Below are 18375 nucleotides of genomic sequence, written 5' to 3' on the forward strand. Positions count from 1 at the left end.
GCAGCGCGCCGGGCATTTTCCGATTTCAGACGTTTGTCGGCTTATTGCTCGAAGTAGGTGTACTTGCCGTCGTCACCCTTCTTCCAGTTGTAGATGACATAGTCGGGGCGGGTGATGTCGCCCTTGGCGTCATAGCCGATGTCGCCGATAGCGGTCTTCCAGGGGCCGCTCGCCTTGATCTCTGCGGCAACCTTCTGCGCATCGTCCGACGAGCCGACCTTGGCGGCGGCGGCGGCGACGATCTGCAGGGCGGCGTAGGAGTAGAGCGTATAGGCCTCAGGCTCGAAACCGGCAGCGCGGAACTTCTCGACGAGTTCCTTGGCGTTCGGGTTCTTGCGCGGATCGGGAGCGAACGTCATCAGCGTGCCATCGACGGCGTCGCCGGCGATCGAAGCCAGTTCGTTCGACACGATGCCGTCGCCCGACATGAACTGGACCTTGAGGCCCTGGTCAGCCGCCTGGCGCTCGATAAGGCCGAACTCGGTATGCAGGCCGCCGTAGTAGACGACGTTGACACCGGCGTCCTTCATCTTGGCGATGAGGGCCGAGAAGTCCTTGTCGCCGACATTGATGCCTTCATACAAGACTTCGGTCAGGCCGTTGCCATTGAGCGCCTTCTTGGTTTCGTCGGCGAGGCCCTGGCCATAAGGCGTCTTGTCATGGATGACCGCGATCTTGCCATCCTTGAAGTGCGCGGCGAGATAGTCGCCGGCAACCTTGCCCTGCTGATCGTCGCGTCCGCAGGTGCGGAACGTGTTCCACAGGCCGCGCTCGGTCAGCTGCGGGTTGGTCGCCGAAGGCGTGATGACGAGAATGCCGTTCTCGGCATAGACTTCCGACGCCGGGATGGTGACGCCCGAGTTGAAGTGGCCGACAACATATTTGACGCCGTCAGCGACGAACTTGTTGGCGACCGAGATGCCCTGCTTCGGGTCCGACACGTCGTCACCGACCTCGAGCTTGACCTGCTGGCCGTTGATGCCACCGGCCGCGTTGATGTCGGCGGCGGCCTGTTCGGCGCCCTTCTGCAGCTGGGCACCGAACGCTGCGTTCGGGCCGGTGATCGGACCGGCTACGCCGATCAGAATGTCAGCCCACGCGTTACCGCTGAACGCGACAAGCGCGGTCAGGGCGACGGCGGACAAAAGTGACTTTTTCATATAACGCTCCCATTTACCGAGTGGGCGTGGATGATGCTTTCATGCGATGCCCACCCTTGCTCGCAGAAAGTTTACTTTGCCGATTTTCAGGCGCTTGTCACGCCGATTCATCCCCGAAACGGCGTTTATGATGAACGTCAAGCTTTCGGCTTCCAGCTCAAAAGCGAGGCTCGTTCGTAGAGCCAATTATACTGCGTCACCATCTGGTTGGTGCGCGTGTATTGATAGCCGATGAAGCCCAGAATCAGCAGCACGATGGTATCGACGATGTAGTAATGCAGAGAGAACATCGTGCCGCCGAACAGCGCATGGTGGATGAACCTGATGCCGATGCCGAGGCCCAGCATGTAGGCGAACAGCTGGATGAAGCTGCGCCATGTCTGGGCACTGGCCTTGCCGGTCATCCATGCCGCCCAGCCGCCAAGCAGGCAGGTGACGAAGAAGAACTGCCAGATCGAGGGTTCCTCGTAGAGAATGCCCTGCATGATGAAAACTCCCTAGCATGGTCCCGAAAAGTTGCAGACTTTTCGGACAAAGATCATGCAAACAAACAACTTGGAACGGAATATCGGAAGCACATTCCGCTCCAAACTCAGTGGTGGCCGCCTTCGAGATAGGCGGCGCGCACTTCCGGATTGGCGAGCAGTTCCTTGCCGGTGCCGCTCATCGTCACGTTGCCGTTGACCATGACATAGCCGCGAGTGGCGAGCTTCAGCGCGCCGAAGGCGTTCTGCTCGACCAGGAACACGGTCAACCCCTGCGTGCGGTTCAGTTCGCGGATGGCGTCGAAAATCTGCTTGACGATCAGCGGCGCCAGACCCAGCGACGGCTCGTCGAGCAAAAGCAGCTTCGGCCGCGCCATCAGCGCGCGCCCAATCGACAGCATCTGCTGCTCGCCGCCCGACAGCGTACCGCCGCGCTGGGCGATGCGCTCCTTGAGGCGCGGGAACAGTGTGAACACCTTCTCGACGTCCTCGTCATAGTGCTTGAGGTTGTCGAGGCTGGCGCCCATCTGCAGGTTTTCCATCACCGTCATGCGCGGGAAGATGCGGCGCCCCTCCGGCGATTGCGCAATGCGCATGCGCGCAATCTCGTGGGTGGGCATCTGGGTGATGTCGGTGCCGGCGAAGGTGATGGTGCCGGCGCGGGCGCGCGGTGCGCCAAAGATGGTCATCATCAGCGTCGACTTGCCGGCGCCGTTGGCGCCGATCAGCGCGACGATCTCACCCTCGTTGACGGTGACATCGACGCCGTTCAGCGCCCGGATATTGCCGTAGTAGGTCTGGACGCCCTTGATATCGAGCAGCGTTGTCCCGGCCATTATTTGCGTCCTCCGCGCGGCTTGGTTGTCGAGGACTTCCCGGTCGGCTTGCCGGTCGGCTTGGCCGTGGCCCGCTCGGACGGCTTTCTTGGCAAGTTGGCCCTCGCATCGACCTGCGCTGCCTTCGAAGCGCCCTTCGCCACTGTGATGCGCTCGCCCTCGCTGTGGCCGATCGTGTCGGTCACCGGGCCGGCCATCATCGACGACGACATGTCGGACCCGTGCGCCTTGTCGGGACCGGTGTCCAACTGCTCGATGACGGCTTCGTCACCGACCTCGGTCAGCACCGTCTCGACCTCTTCGTCATCGACACCGAGATAGGCGGCGATGACGCGCGGGTCGGTCCGCACCGATTGCGGACTGCCGTCGGAGATCTTGCGTCCGTATTCCAGCACCACGACATGGTCGGAAATCTGCATGACCACCGACATGTCGTGTTCGATCAACAGGATCGAGGTGCTGCTCTTGATGTCCATCAGCAGGTCGTTGAGCGCCGCCGATTCCTTCGGATTGAGGCCCGCGGCCGGCTCGTCGAGGCACAGAAGCTCGGGACCGGTGCACATGGCGCGCGCGATCTCCAGGCGCCGTTGCGCGCCATAGGGCAGGTCGCCGGCCGGATCGTCGGCACGGTCGACGAGATTGGCCTTCTCCAGCCAATGCTTGGCCAAGTCGATCGATTCGGCCGATGCCTTGCGATAGCTCGGGAAGCCGAACAGGCCCAGCATCGTATAACCCGACGCCTTCATCAGCTTGTTGTGCTGGGCGACCAGAAGGTTTTCCAGCAGCGTCATGCCCGAGAACAGGCGGATGTTCTGGAAGGTGCGCGCCACCTTGGCGCGCGCCGGGATCTCATGGTTCGGCAGCCGTTCGAGCAGATAGCTCGAGCCGTCGCTGCGGTTGAGCGTGATCATGCCTTCCGACGGCTTGTAGAAGCCGGTGATGCAGTTGAACACCGTGGTCTTGCCGGCGCCGTTCGGTCCGATCAGCGCGGTGATCTCGCCGCGCCTGGCCTGGAAGGACAGGTCGCCGATGGCGACCAGACCGCCGAATTTCATCGACAGATGGTCGACCTGGAGGATGGCGTCGTTCATGCCCGGATTGGTCTTCTGAATCGAGTTCATGCTCATCAGCCGTGTCCCTCTTTGGTAAAGGACCCCGAGACCGCTTTTCGCTCCTTGAGGAAGGCGGTCGGTTCACGGCTGCCGACGAAGCCGCGCGGCTTCCACAGCATGACGATAACCATGGCCATGCCGAACAAAAGCATGCGGTAGAGCTCCGGTGTGAAGTCGGGACCGAAGCCGGGGATGACCGTTACGTCGCCCCAGACCAAGCCTCTCTTGAGGAAATCCAACTCGCGCAGGATTTCTGTGCCGCCGATCATCACCATCGCCGCGATGGCGATGCCGATCAGCGAGCCCATGCCGCCGAGCACGACGATGGCCAGGATGATCGCCGATTCCAGGAAGACGAAGGATTCCGGACTGACGAAGCCTTGCCGTGCGGCAAAGAACGCGCCGGCGAAGCCGCCGAACATGGCACCGGTGGCAAACGCCGTCAGCTTGGTGGTGGTGGTGTTGATGCCGAGCGATCGGCAGGCGATCTCATCCTCGCGCAGCGCTTCCCAGGCGCGCCCGACCGGCAGGCGGCGCAACCTGACGGTGACGAAGGCGGTCAGGAAGCACAGCCCCAGGATCAGATAATAGAGGAAAATCTTGTAGTAGGCGCCCGACTGGGCGATGCCCAGCACCTTGGAAATATAGTTCGGGTCCGAGACGTTGAACGACATCAGGCCGAAAAAAGAGACCTTCGGGATGCCGGAAATGCCGGCCGAGCCGTTGGTCACCTCGCGCCAGTTGATGATCACCAGCCGGATGATCTCGCCGAAGGCCAGCGTCACGATCGCCAGATAGTCCCCGCGCAGGCGCAGCACCGGAAAGCCGAGCATCACGCCCCAGAACGCCGCCATCAGGCCCGCGGCCGGCAGCAGGATCCAGAACGACAGGCCGAAATGCGTGCCGAGCAGCGCATAGGCATAGGCCCCGACCGCGTAGAAAGCGACATAACCAAGGTCGAGCAGCCCGGCCAGGCCGATGACGATGTTTAGCCCCCAGGCCAGCATCACGTAGATCAGGATCTGGATCCCGAAATTGTCAACCAGCAGCAGCGAACCCTGGAAACCGGCCGACCACGACCGCGACAAGGCGGCAAGAACCAGCACGACGCAAACTGGATAGAGCAGCAGTGCGATGATGCCCAATATGGAACCGCGGGCACGGATGAACCTGCGGAAGTAATACAGCACCGAGGCAAAGGCATAGACGATGGCCAGCCCGCGCAGGAATCGGGAAAAGTCGGCCAGGAACGGTCCCAGCAACTCCTCAAGCGAGCCGGTCAAGGCCAGAAGGAACACAGCGGTCGCTATGACGACGGCGACGATGAAATAGGGGAGCGTGAAGAATCGCGTCGCCAGGCTGCCTGTGCCGGCATCGGCCGCTGTTCGACGAGCCATGAACGGCAAGGCATAGGCGACGTAGAGGAAACGTCCGGCCGCCACGGCGACGACCACAACGGCGAGGAGGCCCCAGCGCTGCACCAGGATCAGTTCGTTGGAGATGTTCTGATCGGTCTTCAGGCCGATAAACAGGACGAACAGGCCAAGCGCGATGGCGCCGGCATAGAGCGCCTCGCGAAAGGCGCGCTGGATGGGGCTGGCGACGACGTCGCTTTCCGGAGAAACGGTAACCGCCATGATCTCAGACCTTTTCGACTTCTGGCCGGCCCAGAATGCCGGACGGCAGGAAGATCAGCACGATCGCCAGGATGGAGAAGGCGGCGACGTCTTTGTAGTCGATGGAGAAATAGGCCGACCACATGCTCTCGATGAAGCCGATCATCAGCCCGCCGAGCACGGCGCCGGGCAGCGAGCCGATGCCGCCGAGCACCGCCGCGGTAAACGCCTTAACACCGGGCGTGAAGCCGTCGGAAAACACCACCACGCCGTAATACATCAGGAACAGCGTGCCGGCGACGGCCGCAAGGGCGGCGCCCATGATGAAGGTGATCGAAATGGTGCGGTCGACATCGATGCCGAGCAGTGCCGCCATCTTGCGGTCCTGTTCGCAGGCGCGCTGCGCTCGGCCAAGCGCGGTCCTGTTGACGAGGTACCAGAACAGCGCCAGCAGGATCGCGGTGACCACGACGATGATGATCTGCTTCAGCGAAACGCTGACACCGTCGATCGTAAAGACCTTGGACACCATCGGCGGGACCGGCTTGTTGCGCGGCCCTTGCGTCACCTGGACGAAATTGGACAGTGCGATCGACATACCGATCGCGGTGATCAGCGGCGCCAGCCGGAACGAACCGCGCAGCGGCCGGTAGGCCACCTTTTCGATCGTCCAGTTGTAGAGGCTGGTAAGCAGCATCGCCACGATCATCATGATCAGCAGCGCGAGCACGATCGGCACCGAAGTGAACATGGCGCCGAGGATGAGGAAGACGATGAGGGCGGTGAAGGCTCCGACCATGAAGATGTCGCCATGGGCGAAATTGATCATGCCGATGATGCCGTAGACCATCGTATAGCCGATTGCGATCAGCCCATAGATCGATCCCAGCGTCAGCCCATTGATAAGCTGCTGGACAAAGTACTGCATGCTGTCGTGGCTCCCCTGGAATGTCGCCCATGCAGACGCATTCCTTTTCGTATTTCCCCTAGTCGTAAAGTTTCGAGCCCGGATTGCAACGTGATTTTTCGATGGCCATGCGTGTTTTCCCGACACGCCATCAGATTGCCCGTTTTTTCTTATCCGGTCCCTGGACTATCGCGGACCCTATCATTGGCATAACGCAATGTCTTTGACGATTCAGCCGCATCATGCGCCTCGTTTCGAAGAAATCACCGTAAAAATTAGGTGATGAGCAGGATCGTTGCGTCATTGAAGGCGATCCGGTTTTCGCGCCTTTTGCGCCCAGCGGCTCCGGATTCTGTTAGCTGGCGACAAACTTGCGCGAAAACGGATCGTGGTCGGCGACAAAGATGGCCTTCAGCCCTGCCATCCAATCGAAGCAATGATCGCTCCGCCCCGGCCTCAATAGGCCGAGCCGCCGTCCTGGCCAAGAACGTGCCGCTCGGTACCCTTCAATGGTGGGTTGAACACGCTGACCAGGACCATGTCGCTGGCGGCGTCGGCGCGCAGAAAATGCTCGTCATGTTCGTTGAGCACATAGATCGTGCCCGGTTCGATGCGATGCACCAGGCCGGACATGTCCTCGACCTCACCCGCGCCGGCGATGCAGTAGCAGGCCTCGAAATGCCTGCGGTAATGGAGGCGTGATTCGCTGCCGGCGCGCACCACGGTATGGCAGACGGTGAACCCCATGCCGTCCTGCTGCGTCAGCAGACGATGGCTGGTGCCATTGCCCCAATCGACGAAGAAGTCAGATTTTTCTACATCAGTCAGTTGTCTTGTAAACATGATCGCTCTCTCGAAAGCTACGGCCACGGGCCACGACACGCAAAATGGACAGGGAATCGCGCTATTTTTGTTATTGCCTCCGCGACGATCCCGAGATCCGAACGCAGCAATGCCGCAGCTGCGAGGCGCTTTCAAATGATTGCTTCTCACCCGATATGTTAGTAAATTTAACAGATGGACTACATCCCGTTGAATGCCGTCCGCGCTTTCGAGGCCGCTGCCCGCCATCTCAGCTTTTCGGCCGCCGGCGAAGAGCTTCACGTCACCCACCCTGCCATCAGTCACCAGATCCGGCGGCTGGAGGAATGGCTGGGCGTCTCGCTGTTTCACCGGGATGCCCGCAAGGTGCGGCTGACCGAAGCCGGGTTGATCCTGCAGATCTCGGCCAGTGGTGCGCTTGCCGAACTCGGCGCCACTTGCCGCCGCATTCGCCGCAACGCCGGCCAGGAAACCTTGTCCGTCGGCTGCATTCCTTCCATCGCCAGCCGCTGGCTGGTGCCGCGTCTGTCCGGCTTTGCCGCCCGTCACCCCGGCATCGGCATGCGGGTCGCCTATGCCAAGGCCGATGAGAGGTTCATCGACGGCCAGAACGATGTGCTGATCACGCTCGGCGCCGATCCCTCGCCCGACGTCACCAGCCTCAAGCTGTTCTCCCGCCTCAACCGGCCGGTGTGCAGCCCCCACTATCTCGCCGGCAAGGATCATCTGCGCACGCCGGCCGGCATCGCCGGCGCCGACCTGCTGCATGACGAGACCCGCGACGGCTGGCGCGAATGGTTTTCGCAAGCCGGCTTGCCCGCCGTCGATGTCGGCAATGGGCCGGTTTTCGCCGACTTCAACATTCTTGCGACGGCGGTCATCGCCGGTCACGGCGTGGCGCTCTGTCCGGTCGAAGTTTTTCGCGACGAGCTGAAGCGCGGCGACCTGATCGTCCTGTCGGAGATCGCGACCAATCGCGACAAGGGCTACTTCCTGACCATGCTGGCGCAAGCCTCACCGGCAGCGTTCAAATTCGCCGACTGGTTTCGCCAGGAGGTCTCGGTTGACAAGGAAGCAGGTGACTCCCGGGCCGGGCAACTCGACGTCATTTGACGATAAACCCATGCGCGAACGGATCGCGGTCGTCGATGAAGATGGTGTTCAGCCCGGTCATCCGCGCCCAGCCGCCGATCGACGGAATGATCGCCGGCTTGCCGGCAAGTGTGACCTCTTTCTCGACCCGGCCCTTGAACAGCGAGCCGATGATCGATTCGTGGACGAAGTCGTCGCCCGCCTTGAGCTTGCCCTTGGCATGAAGCTGCGCCATCCGGGCCGAGGTGCCGGTGCCGCACGGGGAGCGATCGATCGCCTTGTCGCCGTAGAAGACGGCATTGCGCGCATCCGCACCCGCCACCGTCGGCGCCCCGGTCCACAGCATGTGCGACAGCCGGTTGATGCCGGGATTTTCCGGATGCTCGAATGTGTACTTCTCGTTGAGCCGCTGCCGTACCACCGGGCTCCAGGCGATCAGGTCGCCGGCTGAATGATCGGCCATGTCGCGATAGTTTTTCTGCGGCTCGACGATGGCGTAGAAATTGCCGCCATAGGCGACATCGACACTGATCTCGCCGAGCCCGGGGCAGTCGACTGTCAGCCCCTCGGCATAGAGGAAGGACGGCACATTGGTGATGCGCACTTCCTCGACATACTCGCCAACCTGCTTGTATTCGGCGGTGACCAGGCCGGCCGGCGTATCGAGCCTCAGCATGCCCGGCGTCTTCGGCTTGATCAGCCCGTGCTCGATCGCCATCGTCACCGTGCCGATGGTGCCATGGCCGCACATCGGCAGGCAGCCCGACGTCTCGATGAACAGGATGGCGATGTCGCAATCCTCACGCGTCGGCGGATAGAGGATCGAGCCCGACATCACGTCATGGCCGCGCGGCTCAAACATCAGTCCGGTGCGGATCCAGTCATACTCGGCCAAAAAATGCGCGCGCCGCTCCATCATCGTCGAGCCCTGCAGCAGCGGCCCGCCGCCGGCGACCAGCCGAACTGGATTGCCGCAAGTATGGCCGTCGATGCAGAAGAAGGAATGGCGTGCCATTTTGGACCCTGTCAGAAGCGGTTTGGCGAAAAGGCAGAAAGATCAAGCGCCGGACTTTGCCCGAGAACAAGCTCTCGGATCAACCGTCCGGTCGCCGCAGCCTGGGTGAGGCCGAGATGGCCGTGACCGAAGGCATAGATCACCGACGGACTTTTTTGCGCGCAGCCAATGACCGGCAGCGAATCCGGCAACGAGGGACGAAAACCCATCCATTCGCGGCCACCTGACTGATCGAGCCCGGGCAGGAAAGTTTTCGCCTTTTCCAGCAGCGCTTTCGAGCGGGCATAGTTGGGAGGTCGTTCGATGCCGCCGAGCTCGACCGCGCCGCCGACGCGCACGCCTGATACAAGCGGCGTGATGACGAAGCCATGGCCGGAGAAGATCAGCTGCCGCTTCACATCGAAGGCAGTCTTCGGCAGCGTGGTGTTGTAGCCGCGCTCGGTCTCCAGCGGAATGCGGTCGCCGAGATTTCTGGCCAAAAGATGCGACCAGGCGCCGGCGGCGATGACGAGGTACTTTGCCTGCCGCGTCGTGCCGTCGGCCAGTGTCAGCGTCGCGCCGTTCTGAGCCGCATCGACACGCTCGATCCGCGCCTTTTCAAAGTGGGCGCCCTTGCTCTGCGCATAGGCCCAGATGGCTTTGCCGAGCAATTTCGGGTCGGCGACGGTCTTCCATCCCGGCACGAACGTGCCCTTGACGAAGCGTGAAGACAGCCCCGGTTGCAGCCGCGCCAGCTCCTCGCCATCGACATGGCGAAAGCCGATGCCGAAACGCTGCCTCGCGGCCCAGCCGGACAGCGATGCCTTGAACTCGGCTTCGCTCTCATAGAGTTCGAGCGAGCCGTTCTCGTACAGCATGTCTCCGGTGCCGGAGCGCGCCATCAGCCCGGCCCATTCGGCCTCGGCAAGCCGCATCATCGCCACTTGCGCCGCAAGACTGCCCTCGTAGCGGTCGCTGCGCCCAGCGCGCCAGAAGCGGAACAGCCAAGGCAGCAGCTTCGGCAGATAGGCCGGCGGAATGCTGAGCGGGCCGAGCGGATCGGCAAGCCATTTCGGCAGTTGCCTGATCATGCCCTTGTGGGCGAGCGGCAGCACATCGGAAAAGGCAAAGGCGGCGGCATTGCCGGAGCTGGTCTCCTCGCAAATGCCGGTGCGGTCGAAGATCGTGACGTTACGCCCGGCTTCCGCCAGAAAGGCCGCGGCGCAGATGCCGATGATGCCGCCACCGACAATGGCGATATCTTCCCCTTCTCCCCGTTCACGGGGAGAAGGTGCCCGAAGGGCGGATGAGGGGCGGCGCCCCGCTTCTGCCGATTTCGAATTTCCTTGCACGTAGGCGCTGCCCCTCATCTGGCTGCCGTTATTGGCCCTTCGCTGTCGCTCCGGGCGTTCACCGTTCGAAAAGCCAAGCTGTTGGCTTTTCGAACGCTACGCGAACCACGCTTCACCCCCGTAAACGGGGAGAAGAGAGCCTCAAAACTGCGGCAGATTCGGCCGCACCGCCAACGCGTCCTTGACGATCTTCTCGACCACCTTGCGGCGTTCGCCCGACAGCGGCTGGCGCGGCATGCGCACCCGGTCGTTGGTTTGAATCGCAAAAACTTCGGCGAGCTTGATGTTCTGCACCAGATAGGTCGACACGTCGAGGTCGAGCAGCGGTCGGAACCAGCGGTAGATGCTCAAGGCTTCCTCGCGGCGGCCCTGCTTCATCAGCTGGTAGATGGCCACCGTCTCGCGCGGGAACGCCACGACCAGCCCGGCCACCCAGCCGATGGCGCCGACCGACAGCGCCTCGAACGCCAGATTGTCGACGCCGGTGAACAGATCGTAGCGGTCGCCGAAACGGTTGATGATCTCGGTCGAGCGGCGGATGTCATCTGAGGATTCCTTGATGGCGACAAAACGCTTGTCCGCCGCCAGCTCTTCCATCTGGTCGACGGTGACGTCGACGCGGTAGGCAAGCCGGTTGGAGTATATCATGACCGGCAGGTCGCCGGCCTGAGCGACGGCGCGCAACGCCGCAACCGTCTCTTCCTCATTGGTGTGGTAGATCGGGCTCGGCACCACCATCAGCCCGTTGGCACCCTCTTTCGCGGCGCGGCGTGCGATGCTGGCAGCCTCGCGGGTGCCGGCCTCGTTGACGGTCAGCAACACCGGCTTCTTGCCGGCGATCTTCTGCGCCGTCTTCAGCACTTCGATCTTCTCGTCAGGCGACAGCATCGGCCCTTCGCCGAGCGAGCCGCAGACGATGATGCCGTCGCAGCCGGCCTCCATCTGCAGCGCAAAGCAGCGCTCCATCTCGGCATGGTCGAGGCGGTCGTCCACGGTGAATTTGGTTGTGACGGCGGGGAAAACTCCAGTCCACATGGTCATCTCTCCATCTGATATATCAGTGATATATTTAAAGCGAAAGCCGCTGTCAATGCAGATTCCGTTGTGATATATCCAAAATATATCAGGAGATGACCCTTGGCGTTGGTCGATGAAAGCCAAAGCTCCGAGCCGGTGGCGGCAAAAGCCTACCGCGTGCTCGAGCACATGATCGTGACGCTCGAACTGGCACCCGCCAGTTTCGTCACCGAAGGCGCGTTGATCGAGCGGCTCAAGCTCGGGCGCACACCGGTGCGCGAGGCCATCCAGCGGCTGGCCTGGGAAGGCCTGCTGGATGTTCGGCCGCGCGCCGGCATTGCCATTGCCCCGCTCCATCCCGGCGACTGGCTGCGCGTACTCGACGCCCGTCGCGGTGTCGAGGTCGTGCTGGCCCGCTCGGCCGCCCGCTTCGTCACCCGCGAGGCCGCCGACCTGTTCCACGATGCGGCTTTGGCCATGCAGAGGGCAGTGATCTCCGGCAACGTGCTTGCCTTCATCCAGGCCGACAAGGCGCTCGACGAGGCGCTGGCGCTGGCCGCCGACAATCCGTTCGCCGCTCGGCTGGCCGCGCCCTTGCAGACCCACAGCCGCCGCTTCTGGTTCCGCTACAAGGCCGATACGGGTCTAGCCGAATCCGCCGAGCACCACGTCGCGCTGATCCGCTCGATCCTCGCCGGCGACGAAGAGGCCGCCGCCAAGGATGCCAAGCGCCTGATGGCGCTGCTGCGCGGCCATGCCGAGATGGCGGCCACGCGCTGATCAGGCTGTTCAGTTCCCGTGCGCCATCGCGGTCACGGTTTGGGTATTCTCCCATCCCTCACCGATCGCGAGGATGCAGCTTTGGCCGTTTACGTCGGTTATCAGCAAGGTCCATGTCCCACTTGCCGAGACATAGATTTCAACAATGGCAGCTTGCCCGACAACACCGTAGCCAGTCTGCCTCTGTTCAAAGGCCTGCGCCAGTCCGGCGATAACATCACTGTGGCCGCCGCAGACGAGTTGCGCCTGTGCGGGCAGCGTCGACAGCGCCAGCGCGGCGGCGATCGCGGCTATCCTGATCCATCGAAACGAAAATTTGTGTGCCATTTGGCACCTCCTTCGCCTTCACGTTCCGGCAAAGGGAGGCACATAGGCAGCCTCAATATGCCGGAGCGTTCCAGGCCGGGTCCGACGTCGTCATCACGTCACTCCTTCTGGTTTCCGGTCTGTCGTCTGGGAATTTTATCACATTCCCTGGATTCGATATGGTGAGGTCCCGAACCGAAAACAAGCACCATTGCCTTGCCGTCACCTGCGCCACCGGACCTACAAAAACGAAAAAGGCGGGATAACCCGCCTCTTTCTTTATTTTGAAATGCTACCGACCTCAGTTCATCGTCGGGATGACGAATTCGGCACCGTCCTTGACGCCGGACGGCCAACGCGAGGTCACCGTCTTGGTCTTGGTGTAGAAGCGGAACGCGTCCGGGCCGTGCTGATTGAGGTCGCCGAACGAAGAACCCTTCCAGCCGCCGAAGGTGTAATAGGCGATCGGCACCGGGATCGGCACGTTGACGCCGACCATGCCGACCTGGACACGGCTTGCGAAGTCGCGCGCCGCGTCGCCGTCACGGGTGAAGATGGCGACGCCATTGCCCATCTCGTGGTCGTTGGCGAGCTTGATGGCGCTCTCATAGGTCGGTGCACGCACCACCGAGAGCACCGGGCCAAAGATCTCTTCCTTGTAGATGCGCATGTCGGCGGTCACATTGTCGAACAGGCAGCCGCCCATATAGTAGCCGTCTTCATAGCCCTGCATGGAGAAGCCGCGGCCGTCGACGACCAGCTTGGCCCCTTCCTTGACGCCGATGTCGACGTAACCCTTGACCCGCTCCAGCGCCTGCGCCGTGACCAGCGGGCCGAAATCGGCGGACGAGTCGGTAGAAGGACCGACCTTCAGGCTTTCAACGCGCGGGACCAGCTTTTCCATCAGCCGGTTGGCGGTGTCGTTGCCTACCGGAACCGCCACCGAGATCGCCATGCAGCGTTCGCCGGCCGAGCCGTAGCCGGCGCCGATCAGCGCGTCGACGGTCTGGTCCATGTCGGCGTCGGGCATGATGATCATGTGGTTCTTGGCGCCGCCGAAGCACTGCACGCGCTTGCCCGACGCGGTGCCACGCGAATAGATGTACTGGGCGATCGGCGTCGAGCCAACGAAGCCGATGGCCTTGATATCAGGGTCGTCGAGGATGGCGTCGACCACATCCTTGTCGCCATTGACGACGTTGAGGATGCCTGCCGGCAGGCCGGCCTCGATGAACAGCTCGGCAATGCGCATCGGCACGCCCGGGTCGCGCTCGGAAGGCTTCAGGATGAAGGCGTTGCCGCAAGCAATGGCCGGCGCGATCTTCCACAGCGGGATCATGGCCGGGAAATTGAACGGCGTGATGCCGGCGACGACGCCGAGCGGCTGTCGCATCGAATAGACGTCGATGCCGGGGCCGGCGCCGTCGGTAAATTCGCCCTTCATCATATGCGGCGCGCCGATGCAGACTTCGACCACTTCGAGGCCGCGCTGGATGTCACCCTTGGCGTCGGCGATGGTCTTGCCGTGCTCGCGCGCCAGGATTTCGGCCAGCGAGTCGTATTCTCTTGCAACCAGTTCGAGGAACTTCATCAAGACGCGCACGCGCCGCTGCGGGTTGGTTGCCGCCCATTTGGGCTGGGCTTCCCTGGCATTGATTACCGCTGCGCGCAGTTCCGCCTGCGAAGCCAGCGCTACCGTGCCACGCACGGTGCCATCCATCGGCTGCATGACATCCTGCTTGCGGCCGCTGGTGCCGGCGACATGCTTGCCGCCGATGAAATGACCGTAGTCGATCATGATTTCTCTCCCTTTGTTGTGATGGGATCATTCAACGCCTTTGCGCGGTCGATGGCAACGCGAGGGAGAACGCAACCGTTGTGCGTGAAATAGACAACGATGGTCGAGTGTGCATTAATTGCCGCAAATGATAGGATGCGCCTGTCTTTACAGGAATTCTCAAGGTTGAGCTTCGTCACACCCCCCTCTGTCCTGCCGGACATCTCCCCCTCAAGGGGGGAGATTGCCTTGTCATCTCTGCTTTCGCCAAGCTCCAGCGTCGCAGGGAAAAGACCGGCGGCGAAACTGCTGATCTCCCCCCTTGAGGGGGAGATGTCTGGCAGGACAGAGGGGGGCGCGAAGGAACGCGGCTTTGATCATTGTCCCCGGGACCATCCCCATGAACTGGGATGACGTCCGCATCTTCCTTGCCGTGGCGCGCGCCGGCCAGATCCTTGGCGCGGCCAAGCGGCTCGAGCTCAACCATGCCACCGTCTCGCGCCGCATCGCCGCGCTGGAGGACGCCCTGCGCACAAAACTCATTCGCCGGCTTACCACCGGCAGCGAGCTGACGCCGGCCGGCGAGCGCTTCCTCGACATCGCCGAGCGCATGGAGGGCGACATGATCGCCGCGCGCTCGACCGTTGCTGGCGAGGGCGACGATGTCTCTGGTACCGTGCGGATCGGCGCGCCGGACGGTTTCGGCGTCGCCTTCCTGGCGAAGCATCTCGGCGCGCTGACCTCCCTTCACCGCGAACTGACCATCCAGCTGGTACCGGTGCCGCGCTCCTTCTCGCTGTCGAGGCGCGAGGCCGACATCGCCATCACCGTCGAGCGGCCGACGGAGGGACGGCTGGTGGCGGGAAAGCTGGTCGATTATACGCTCGGCCTGTTCGCGTCCCGCGCCTATGCGCAGGCGCATGGCTTGCCCAAAACAGCCGCCGAGCTCGGCCAACACAATCTGATCGGCTACGTGCCGGACCTCATCGTCAGCCCGTCGCTCGATTATGCGGCCGAGTTCAGCGCCGACTGGCGCACCAGTTTTGCCATCTCCTCGGCACTTGGCCAGGCCGAAGCAGTGCGCTCGGGCGCCGGCATCGGCATCCTGCACACCTTCGTCGCCCGCTCGATGCCGGAGCTGGTGCCGGTCGACATCGTCGCACCCATCCGCCGCGCCTATTGGCTGGTCTATCACGAATCGGTCAGGCCGCTGCGCCGCGTCCAGATCGTCGCCAACTTCATCACCAAGGCGGTGGAGCGGGAGCGTGGGCTGTTTGTATAGGATCAGGACGCATCGGAGCCGGCCATAGCACAAACGATGCCGCGCCTTGCCCTTGCCACAAAATCCGCCAGTGTGGCATCAGCTGCAGGCGCTCTCGGCCAAAGCGTTGGGTGGGACATTTTCGGAAAACTGGCGCGGAAAAAATGCGAGCCGTTCTTGCCATCCTGCCGCTGGTTTTCGTCTCGGCTTGCGCCAACCCATGGACGGAGGTGCCGGAAGCGGAATTGCCCAAGCCGATCCGCACCGCCATGGCGCGCCCGTCGCCTTTCGTCTTCGGCAATTACTGCGGTCCAGGCACCCGCACCGGCGACCTCTCGGCCAGGCCGGTCGATCGTCTCGACACCGCTTGCCAAACCCATGACGCCTGCTACATCGCCCGTCACAACCATTGCGATTGCGACAGCGCCCTCGTCGCCTCGGCGAAGACAATCCGTGACGACAGGACGGCGCCAAAAAAGATGCGCAGCGAGGCTGAGCTTTTGATCGCCACCTTCGCGCTGCCGGTCTGCAAGGTGTTTCCGCAAGGCTTCATGCCGCCGCGCGATCCCGCCCAGTTGAAGGAATTGAACGAGGCGGCGGGTTGAACCGCGCCGCATGCATGGCCCTGCTCGGACTAGCGTTTGCCGCGCTTGCCGGCTGCGCCGGACCACTTCGCCATGGCTGTGATTTCTTCCCAGACGGGAAAGATTGCACGAGACCATCGCTGTCGACGGGCGCATCAGGACCGCAAATCGCGGCTGCGCAGTTCTTCGGCGATGCCGGCACCAGCGACTACGAAAAGCAGTTCCTGGCATTGCTCGCCCACAACCAGATCGGCGCCATCGACCGCACCAACGGCACCGGCCCTTTCGGCCATGATCGTCACGCCATCGCCAACAGCGATTTCCAGGCGACCTATCGGGCGCTGGAACAATTGGCAAAGCCGCTCGCCACCGCACAGGTGCCGCCGGCGAGCGAGAAAGCGGGCGAAGGCCGTTTCGAGGGTCGCTGGCGGGTGTCGCGGCAGACACTCTATGTCGATGCGGCCGCCCGACCTTCCCTACCCAAGACTTTCAGCTTTTCCGGCCTGCAGGCGCGCTCGGTCGAAATCCTGCTGCGCCAGGCGGGCCAGCAACCAGTCGACATATCAGGCACGTGCGACGGTGCGCTGGGGCTCCGCGCCGGCGGCCATTCGCGCACCATCGCCAAGGGCGCGGCATTTCGCTTCCACCTGTCCGGGGAGAGCGTCGCCGTCAGCCTGTTCCCGAGCGACGGCCTGAACCGCTGCGACCTGCAAATCCGCTCCAGCCTTGCGCCTGCCGGAGCGCCGCTCTCCATCCTGCGCGAAGAAATAGCCGACCCGGCGCTGGCCGCCTTCGACAGCCGCTACCAGCGCTGTCCGGTCCCAGATCCGGCCGGCCTCGAAGAACTGGACCGCGTTTTCTACGCCAGCCGCTGGCTGTCGCAGACCTGCGCTCTGCCGCTCGCACAGCCCCGCCTGTTGCGCAAGTCGCGCGACGGCTTCAATGCCAAGGTCGAAGCGCTGATGGGCGCGGCCCTGCCCGACAGCGCCTTCGACAAGGGCGACCCCGAACTGCCGCTCGATTTCTCGCACGCGCCAAAACTCAAGCTGATCTACCTGTCGTCGCTGGAGTTCAAGGCGGACTTTTCCGGCCGCATCATCGAGCGGCTGATCCGCCATCACGCCGCACTTGGCACCAAGGTGCGTATCATGGTGACCGACGTGCTGGAGCGCGACAAGGACGATGCGCTGCTGCACCGGCTGGCGGCCGACTACCCCAATGTCGAGCTGCAGGAATACCGCTGGCGGCCAGACCACGGCGCGCCGATCGACGAGCAGCTGTCGCAATTCCACAAGACCCACCACGTCAAGATGCTGGCGACGCTGGCGCAGGATCCAGGCCGCTCGCGCGTCATCATCGGCGGCCGCAACATCCATGACGGCTTCCTGTTCCACAAGCCGGTCGACCTGTCGCACTACCCGAACCTCCAGCAATATGGCCGGACCGACGGGCTGTCGCTGAACTACTATTCGAACTGGAGCGACTTCGACATCGAGATATCAGACCGGGCCACGGTCGAGACGCTCGCCGCGCATCTTTCGACGCTGTGGCTGCGCGACGCCGACACCAACATCGCCCGGCCGTTCTCCATTCCGGTCCGCTCAGGCGGCAAGCGGCCGCTGGGCACGGCGCGGCATTTCATCTCCGTGCCCTACGAAGACGGGCATGCGCTGGAGGCCTATTTCGTCGAACTGATCGACACCGCCGAGCACCACATCGAGATCGTCAATCCCTATCTCAATCTGACGCCGAAGCTGGCTCTGGCTTTCGACCGGGCGCTGGCGCGTGGCGTCAAGATCGACATTGTCGGCCGCATCGACCTGAAGGGCGACATTGGCGGCAAGTTCCTGACCGCGCTCAACAAGCTGTTCGTCGAGAAATACGGCGACCGCATCAACATCCGCGAGTTCAAGGCGCCCGATGTGGTGCTGCATTCCAAGATCATGATGATCGACGAAAGGCTGGTGACGATCTCGTCGGTCAACCTCAACAACCGCAGCTTCTTCCACGATTCGGAGAACGGCATGATGGTGCTCGATCCCGCCTTCTATGCCAAGATGCAGCCGATCTACGACGACTATGTCGCCCATTCCAACCCGGTGTCAACGAAGGTGACGATCCCGTGGGCCTACCGGCTGCTGTTCAGCAAAGGCTGGGTGAAGGAGGCGTTCTAAGAGCATGATCCCGAAAAGTGGAATCCGGTTTTCGGAAAAGATCATGCTCAAACAAAGAGATAGAGCCCCATCCCGATTTCCATCGGGATGGAACAGGCTC

The 18375-nt window shown here is 62.6% G+C and carries 17 protein-coding genes; 5 read left to right on the forward strand and 12 right to left on the reverse strand.

Going from position 1 to position 18375, the window contains the following annotated elements; all coding sequences use genetic code 11:
- Window positions 1-41: 41 nt before the first annotated feature.
- The 7 genes from AC1DX6_RS29470 to AC1DX6_RS29500 all read right to left on the reverse strand — a co-directional run bounded on the left by AC1DX6_RS29470 (window position 42) and on the right by AC1DX6_RS29500 (window position 6959).
- Window positions 42-1160 carry a branched-chain amino acid ABC transporter substrate-binding protein gene (locus AC1DX6_RS29470; RefSeq protein ID WP_477246042.1) on the reverse strand — a complete coding sequence of 373 codons (1119 nt, stop codon included), beginning with the start codon at window positions 1158-1160 and terminating at the stop codon, window positions 42-44.
- Window positions 1161-1297: 137 nt separating this feature from the next.
- Window positions 1298-1645 carry a DUF6867 family protein gene (locus AC1DX6_RS29475; protein WP_477319913.1) on the reverse strand — a complete coding sequence of 116 codons (348 nt, stop codon included), beginning with the start codon at window positions 1643-1645 and terminating at the stop codon, window positions 1298-1300.
- A 107-nt stretch (window positions 1646-1752) separates the two neighbouring features.
- Entirely contained in the window at window positions 1753-2481 is a 729-nt protein-coding gene (locus AC1DX6_RS29480) for an ABC transporter ATP-binding protein (protein WP_258606637.1), read from the reverse strand.
- On the reverse strand, window positions 2481-3608 hold the full coding sequence (locus AC1DX6_RS29485; RefSeq protein ID WP_477319915.1) for an ABC transporter ATP-binding protein: 1128 nt from the start codon (window positions 3606-3608) through the stop codon (window positions 2481-2483). The genes AC1DX6_RS29480 and AC1DX6_RS29485 overlap by 1 nt, the downstream gene beginning before the upstream one ends.
- Window positions 3608-5230 (reverse strand): high-affinity branched-chain amino acid ABC transporter permease LivM, encoded by a 1623-nt coding sequence (gene livM / locus AC1DX6_RS29490; protein WP_477319917.1) that lies wholly within the window; start codon window positions 5228-5230, stop codon window positions 3608-3610. Before livM ends, AC1DX6_RS29485 begins: the two co-directional genes overlap by 1 nt.
- A gap of 4 nt (window positions 5231-5234) precedes the next feature.
- Window positions 5235-6137 carry a branched-chain amino acid ABC transporter permease gene (locus AC1DX6_RS29495; protein WP_477319920.1) on the reverse strand — a complete coding sequence of 301 codons (903 nt, stop codon included), beginning with the start codon at window positions 6135-6137 and terminating at the stop codon, window positions 5235-5237.
- Between the two features lie 435 nt (window positions 6138-6572).
- A complete protein-coding gene (locus AC1DX6_RS29500; protein ID WP_477319922.1) occupies window positions 6573-6959 on the reverse strand; it encodes an ectoine synthase in 387 nt (128 codons plus the stop codon).
- A gap of 174 nt (window positions 6960-7133) precedes the next feature.
- Here AC1DX6_RS29500 and AC1DX6_RS29505 point away from each other — a divergent pair, with 174 nt between their 5' ends.
- A complete protein-coding gene (locus AC1DX6_RS29505; RefSeq protein WP_477319924.1) occupies window positions 7134-8051 on the forward strand; it encodes a LysR substrate-binding domain-containing protein in 918 nt (305 codons plus the stop codon).
- Here the strand turns inward: AC1DX6_RS29505 and AC1DX6_RS29510 are convergent.
- The 3 genes from AC1DX6_RS29510 to AC1DX6_RS29520 form a co-directional block, all read right to left on the reverse strand.
- Window positions 8044-9045: a 4-hydroxyproline epimerase gene (locus tag AC1DX6_RS29510; RefSeq protein WP_477319926.1), complete on the reverse strand. Its 1002-nt coding sequence runs from the start codon at window positions 9043-9045 to the stop codon at window positions 8044-8046. The genes AC1DX6_RS29505 and AC1DX6_RS29510 overlap by 8 nt on opposite strands.
- Window positions 9046-9056: 11 nt before the next feature.
- Window positions 9057-10376 carry an NAD(P)/FAD-dependent oxidoreductase gene (locus AC1DX6_RS29515; protein WP_477319928.1) on the reverse strand — a complete coding sequence of 440 codons (1320 nt, stop codon included), beginning with the start codon at window positions 10374-10376 and terminating at the stop codon, window positions 9057-9059.
- 141 nt (window positions 10377-10517) lie between these two features.
- Window positions 10518-11411, reverse strand: a complete 894-nt coding sequence (locus AC1DX6_RS29520) for a dihydrodipicolinate synthase family protein (RefSeq protein ID WP_477319930.1) — start codon at window positions 11409-11411, stop codon at window positions 10518-10520.
- A gap of 108 nt (window positions 11412-11519) precedes the next feature.
- Between AC1DX6_RS29520 and AC1DX6_RS29525 the strand changes: the two genes are divergently transcribed.
- Window positions 11520-12173: a GntR family transcriptional regulator gene (locus AC1DX6_RS29525; protein WP_477319982.1), complete on the forward strand. Its 654-nt coding sequence runs from the start codon at window positions 11520-11522 to the stop codon at window positions 12171-12173.
- Between the two features lie 9 nt (window positions 12174-12182).
- On the opposite strand, the gene AC1DX6_RS29530 is transcribed toward AC1DX6_RS29525, so the two are convergent.
- Together AC1DX6_RS29530 and AC1DX6_RS29535 are read right to left on the reverse strand one after the other, a co-directional pair.
- Complete coding sequence (locus AC1DX6_RS29530; RefSeq protein ID WP_477319932.1) at window positions 12183-12500, reverse strand: hypothetical protein; 318 nt, start codon at window positions 12498-12500, stop codon at window positions 12183-12185.
- Window positions 12501-12780: 280 nt separating this feature from the next.
- Window positions 12781-14277, reverse strand: coding sequence for a CoA-acylating methylmalonate-semialdehyde dehydrogenase (locus AC1DX6_RS29535; RefSeq protein ID WP_477319934.1), 1497 nt, complete (start codon window positions 14275-14277; stop codon window positions 12781-12783).
- A 379-nt stretch (window positions 14278-14656) separates the two neighbouring features.
- On the opposite strand from AC1DX6_RS29535, the gene AC1DX6_RS29540 reads away from it, so the two are divergent.
- The 3 genes from AC1DX6_RS29540 (at window position 14657) to AC1DX6_RS29550 (ending at window position 18275) form a co-directional block, all read left to right on the forward strand.
- Window positions 14657-15538: a LysR family transcriptional regulator gene (locus AC1DX6_RS29540; protein WP_477319936.1), complete on the forward strand. Its 882-nt coding sequence runs from the start codon at window positions 14657-14659 to the stop codon at window positions 15536-15538.
- Between the two features lie 143 nt (window positions 15539-15681).
- Complete coding sequence (locus AC1DX6_RS29545) at window positions 15682-16122, forward strand: hypothetical protein (RefSeq protein WP_477319938.1); 441 nt, start codon at window positions 15682-15684, stop codon at window positions 16120-16122.
- A 14-nt stretch (window positions 16123-16136) separates the two neighbouring features.
- A complete protein-coding gene (locus AC1DX6_RS29550) occupies window positions 16137-18275 on the forward strand; it encodes a phospholipase D-like domain-containing protein (RefSeq protein WP_477319984.1) in 2139 nt (712 codons plus the stop codon).
- The last annotated feature ends 100 nt before the right edge of the window (window positions 18276-18375 follow it).

It is taken from the genome of Mesorhizobium sp. P2_C4 (genome assembly GCF_056404575.1).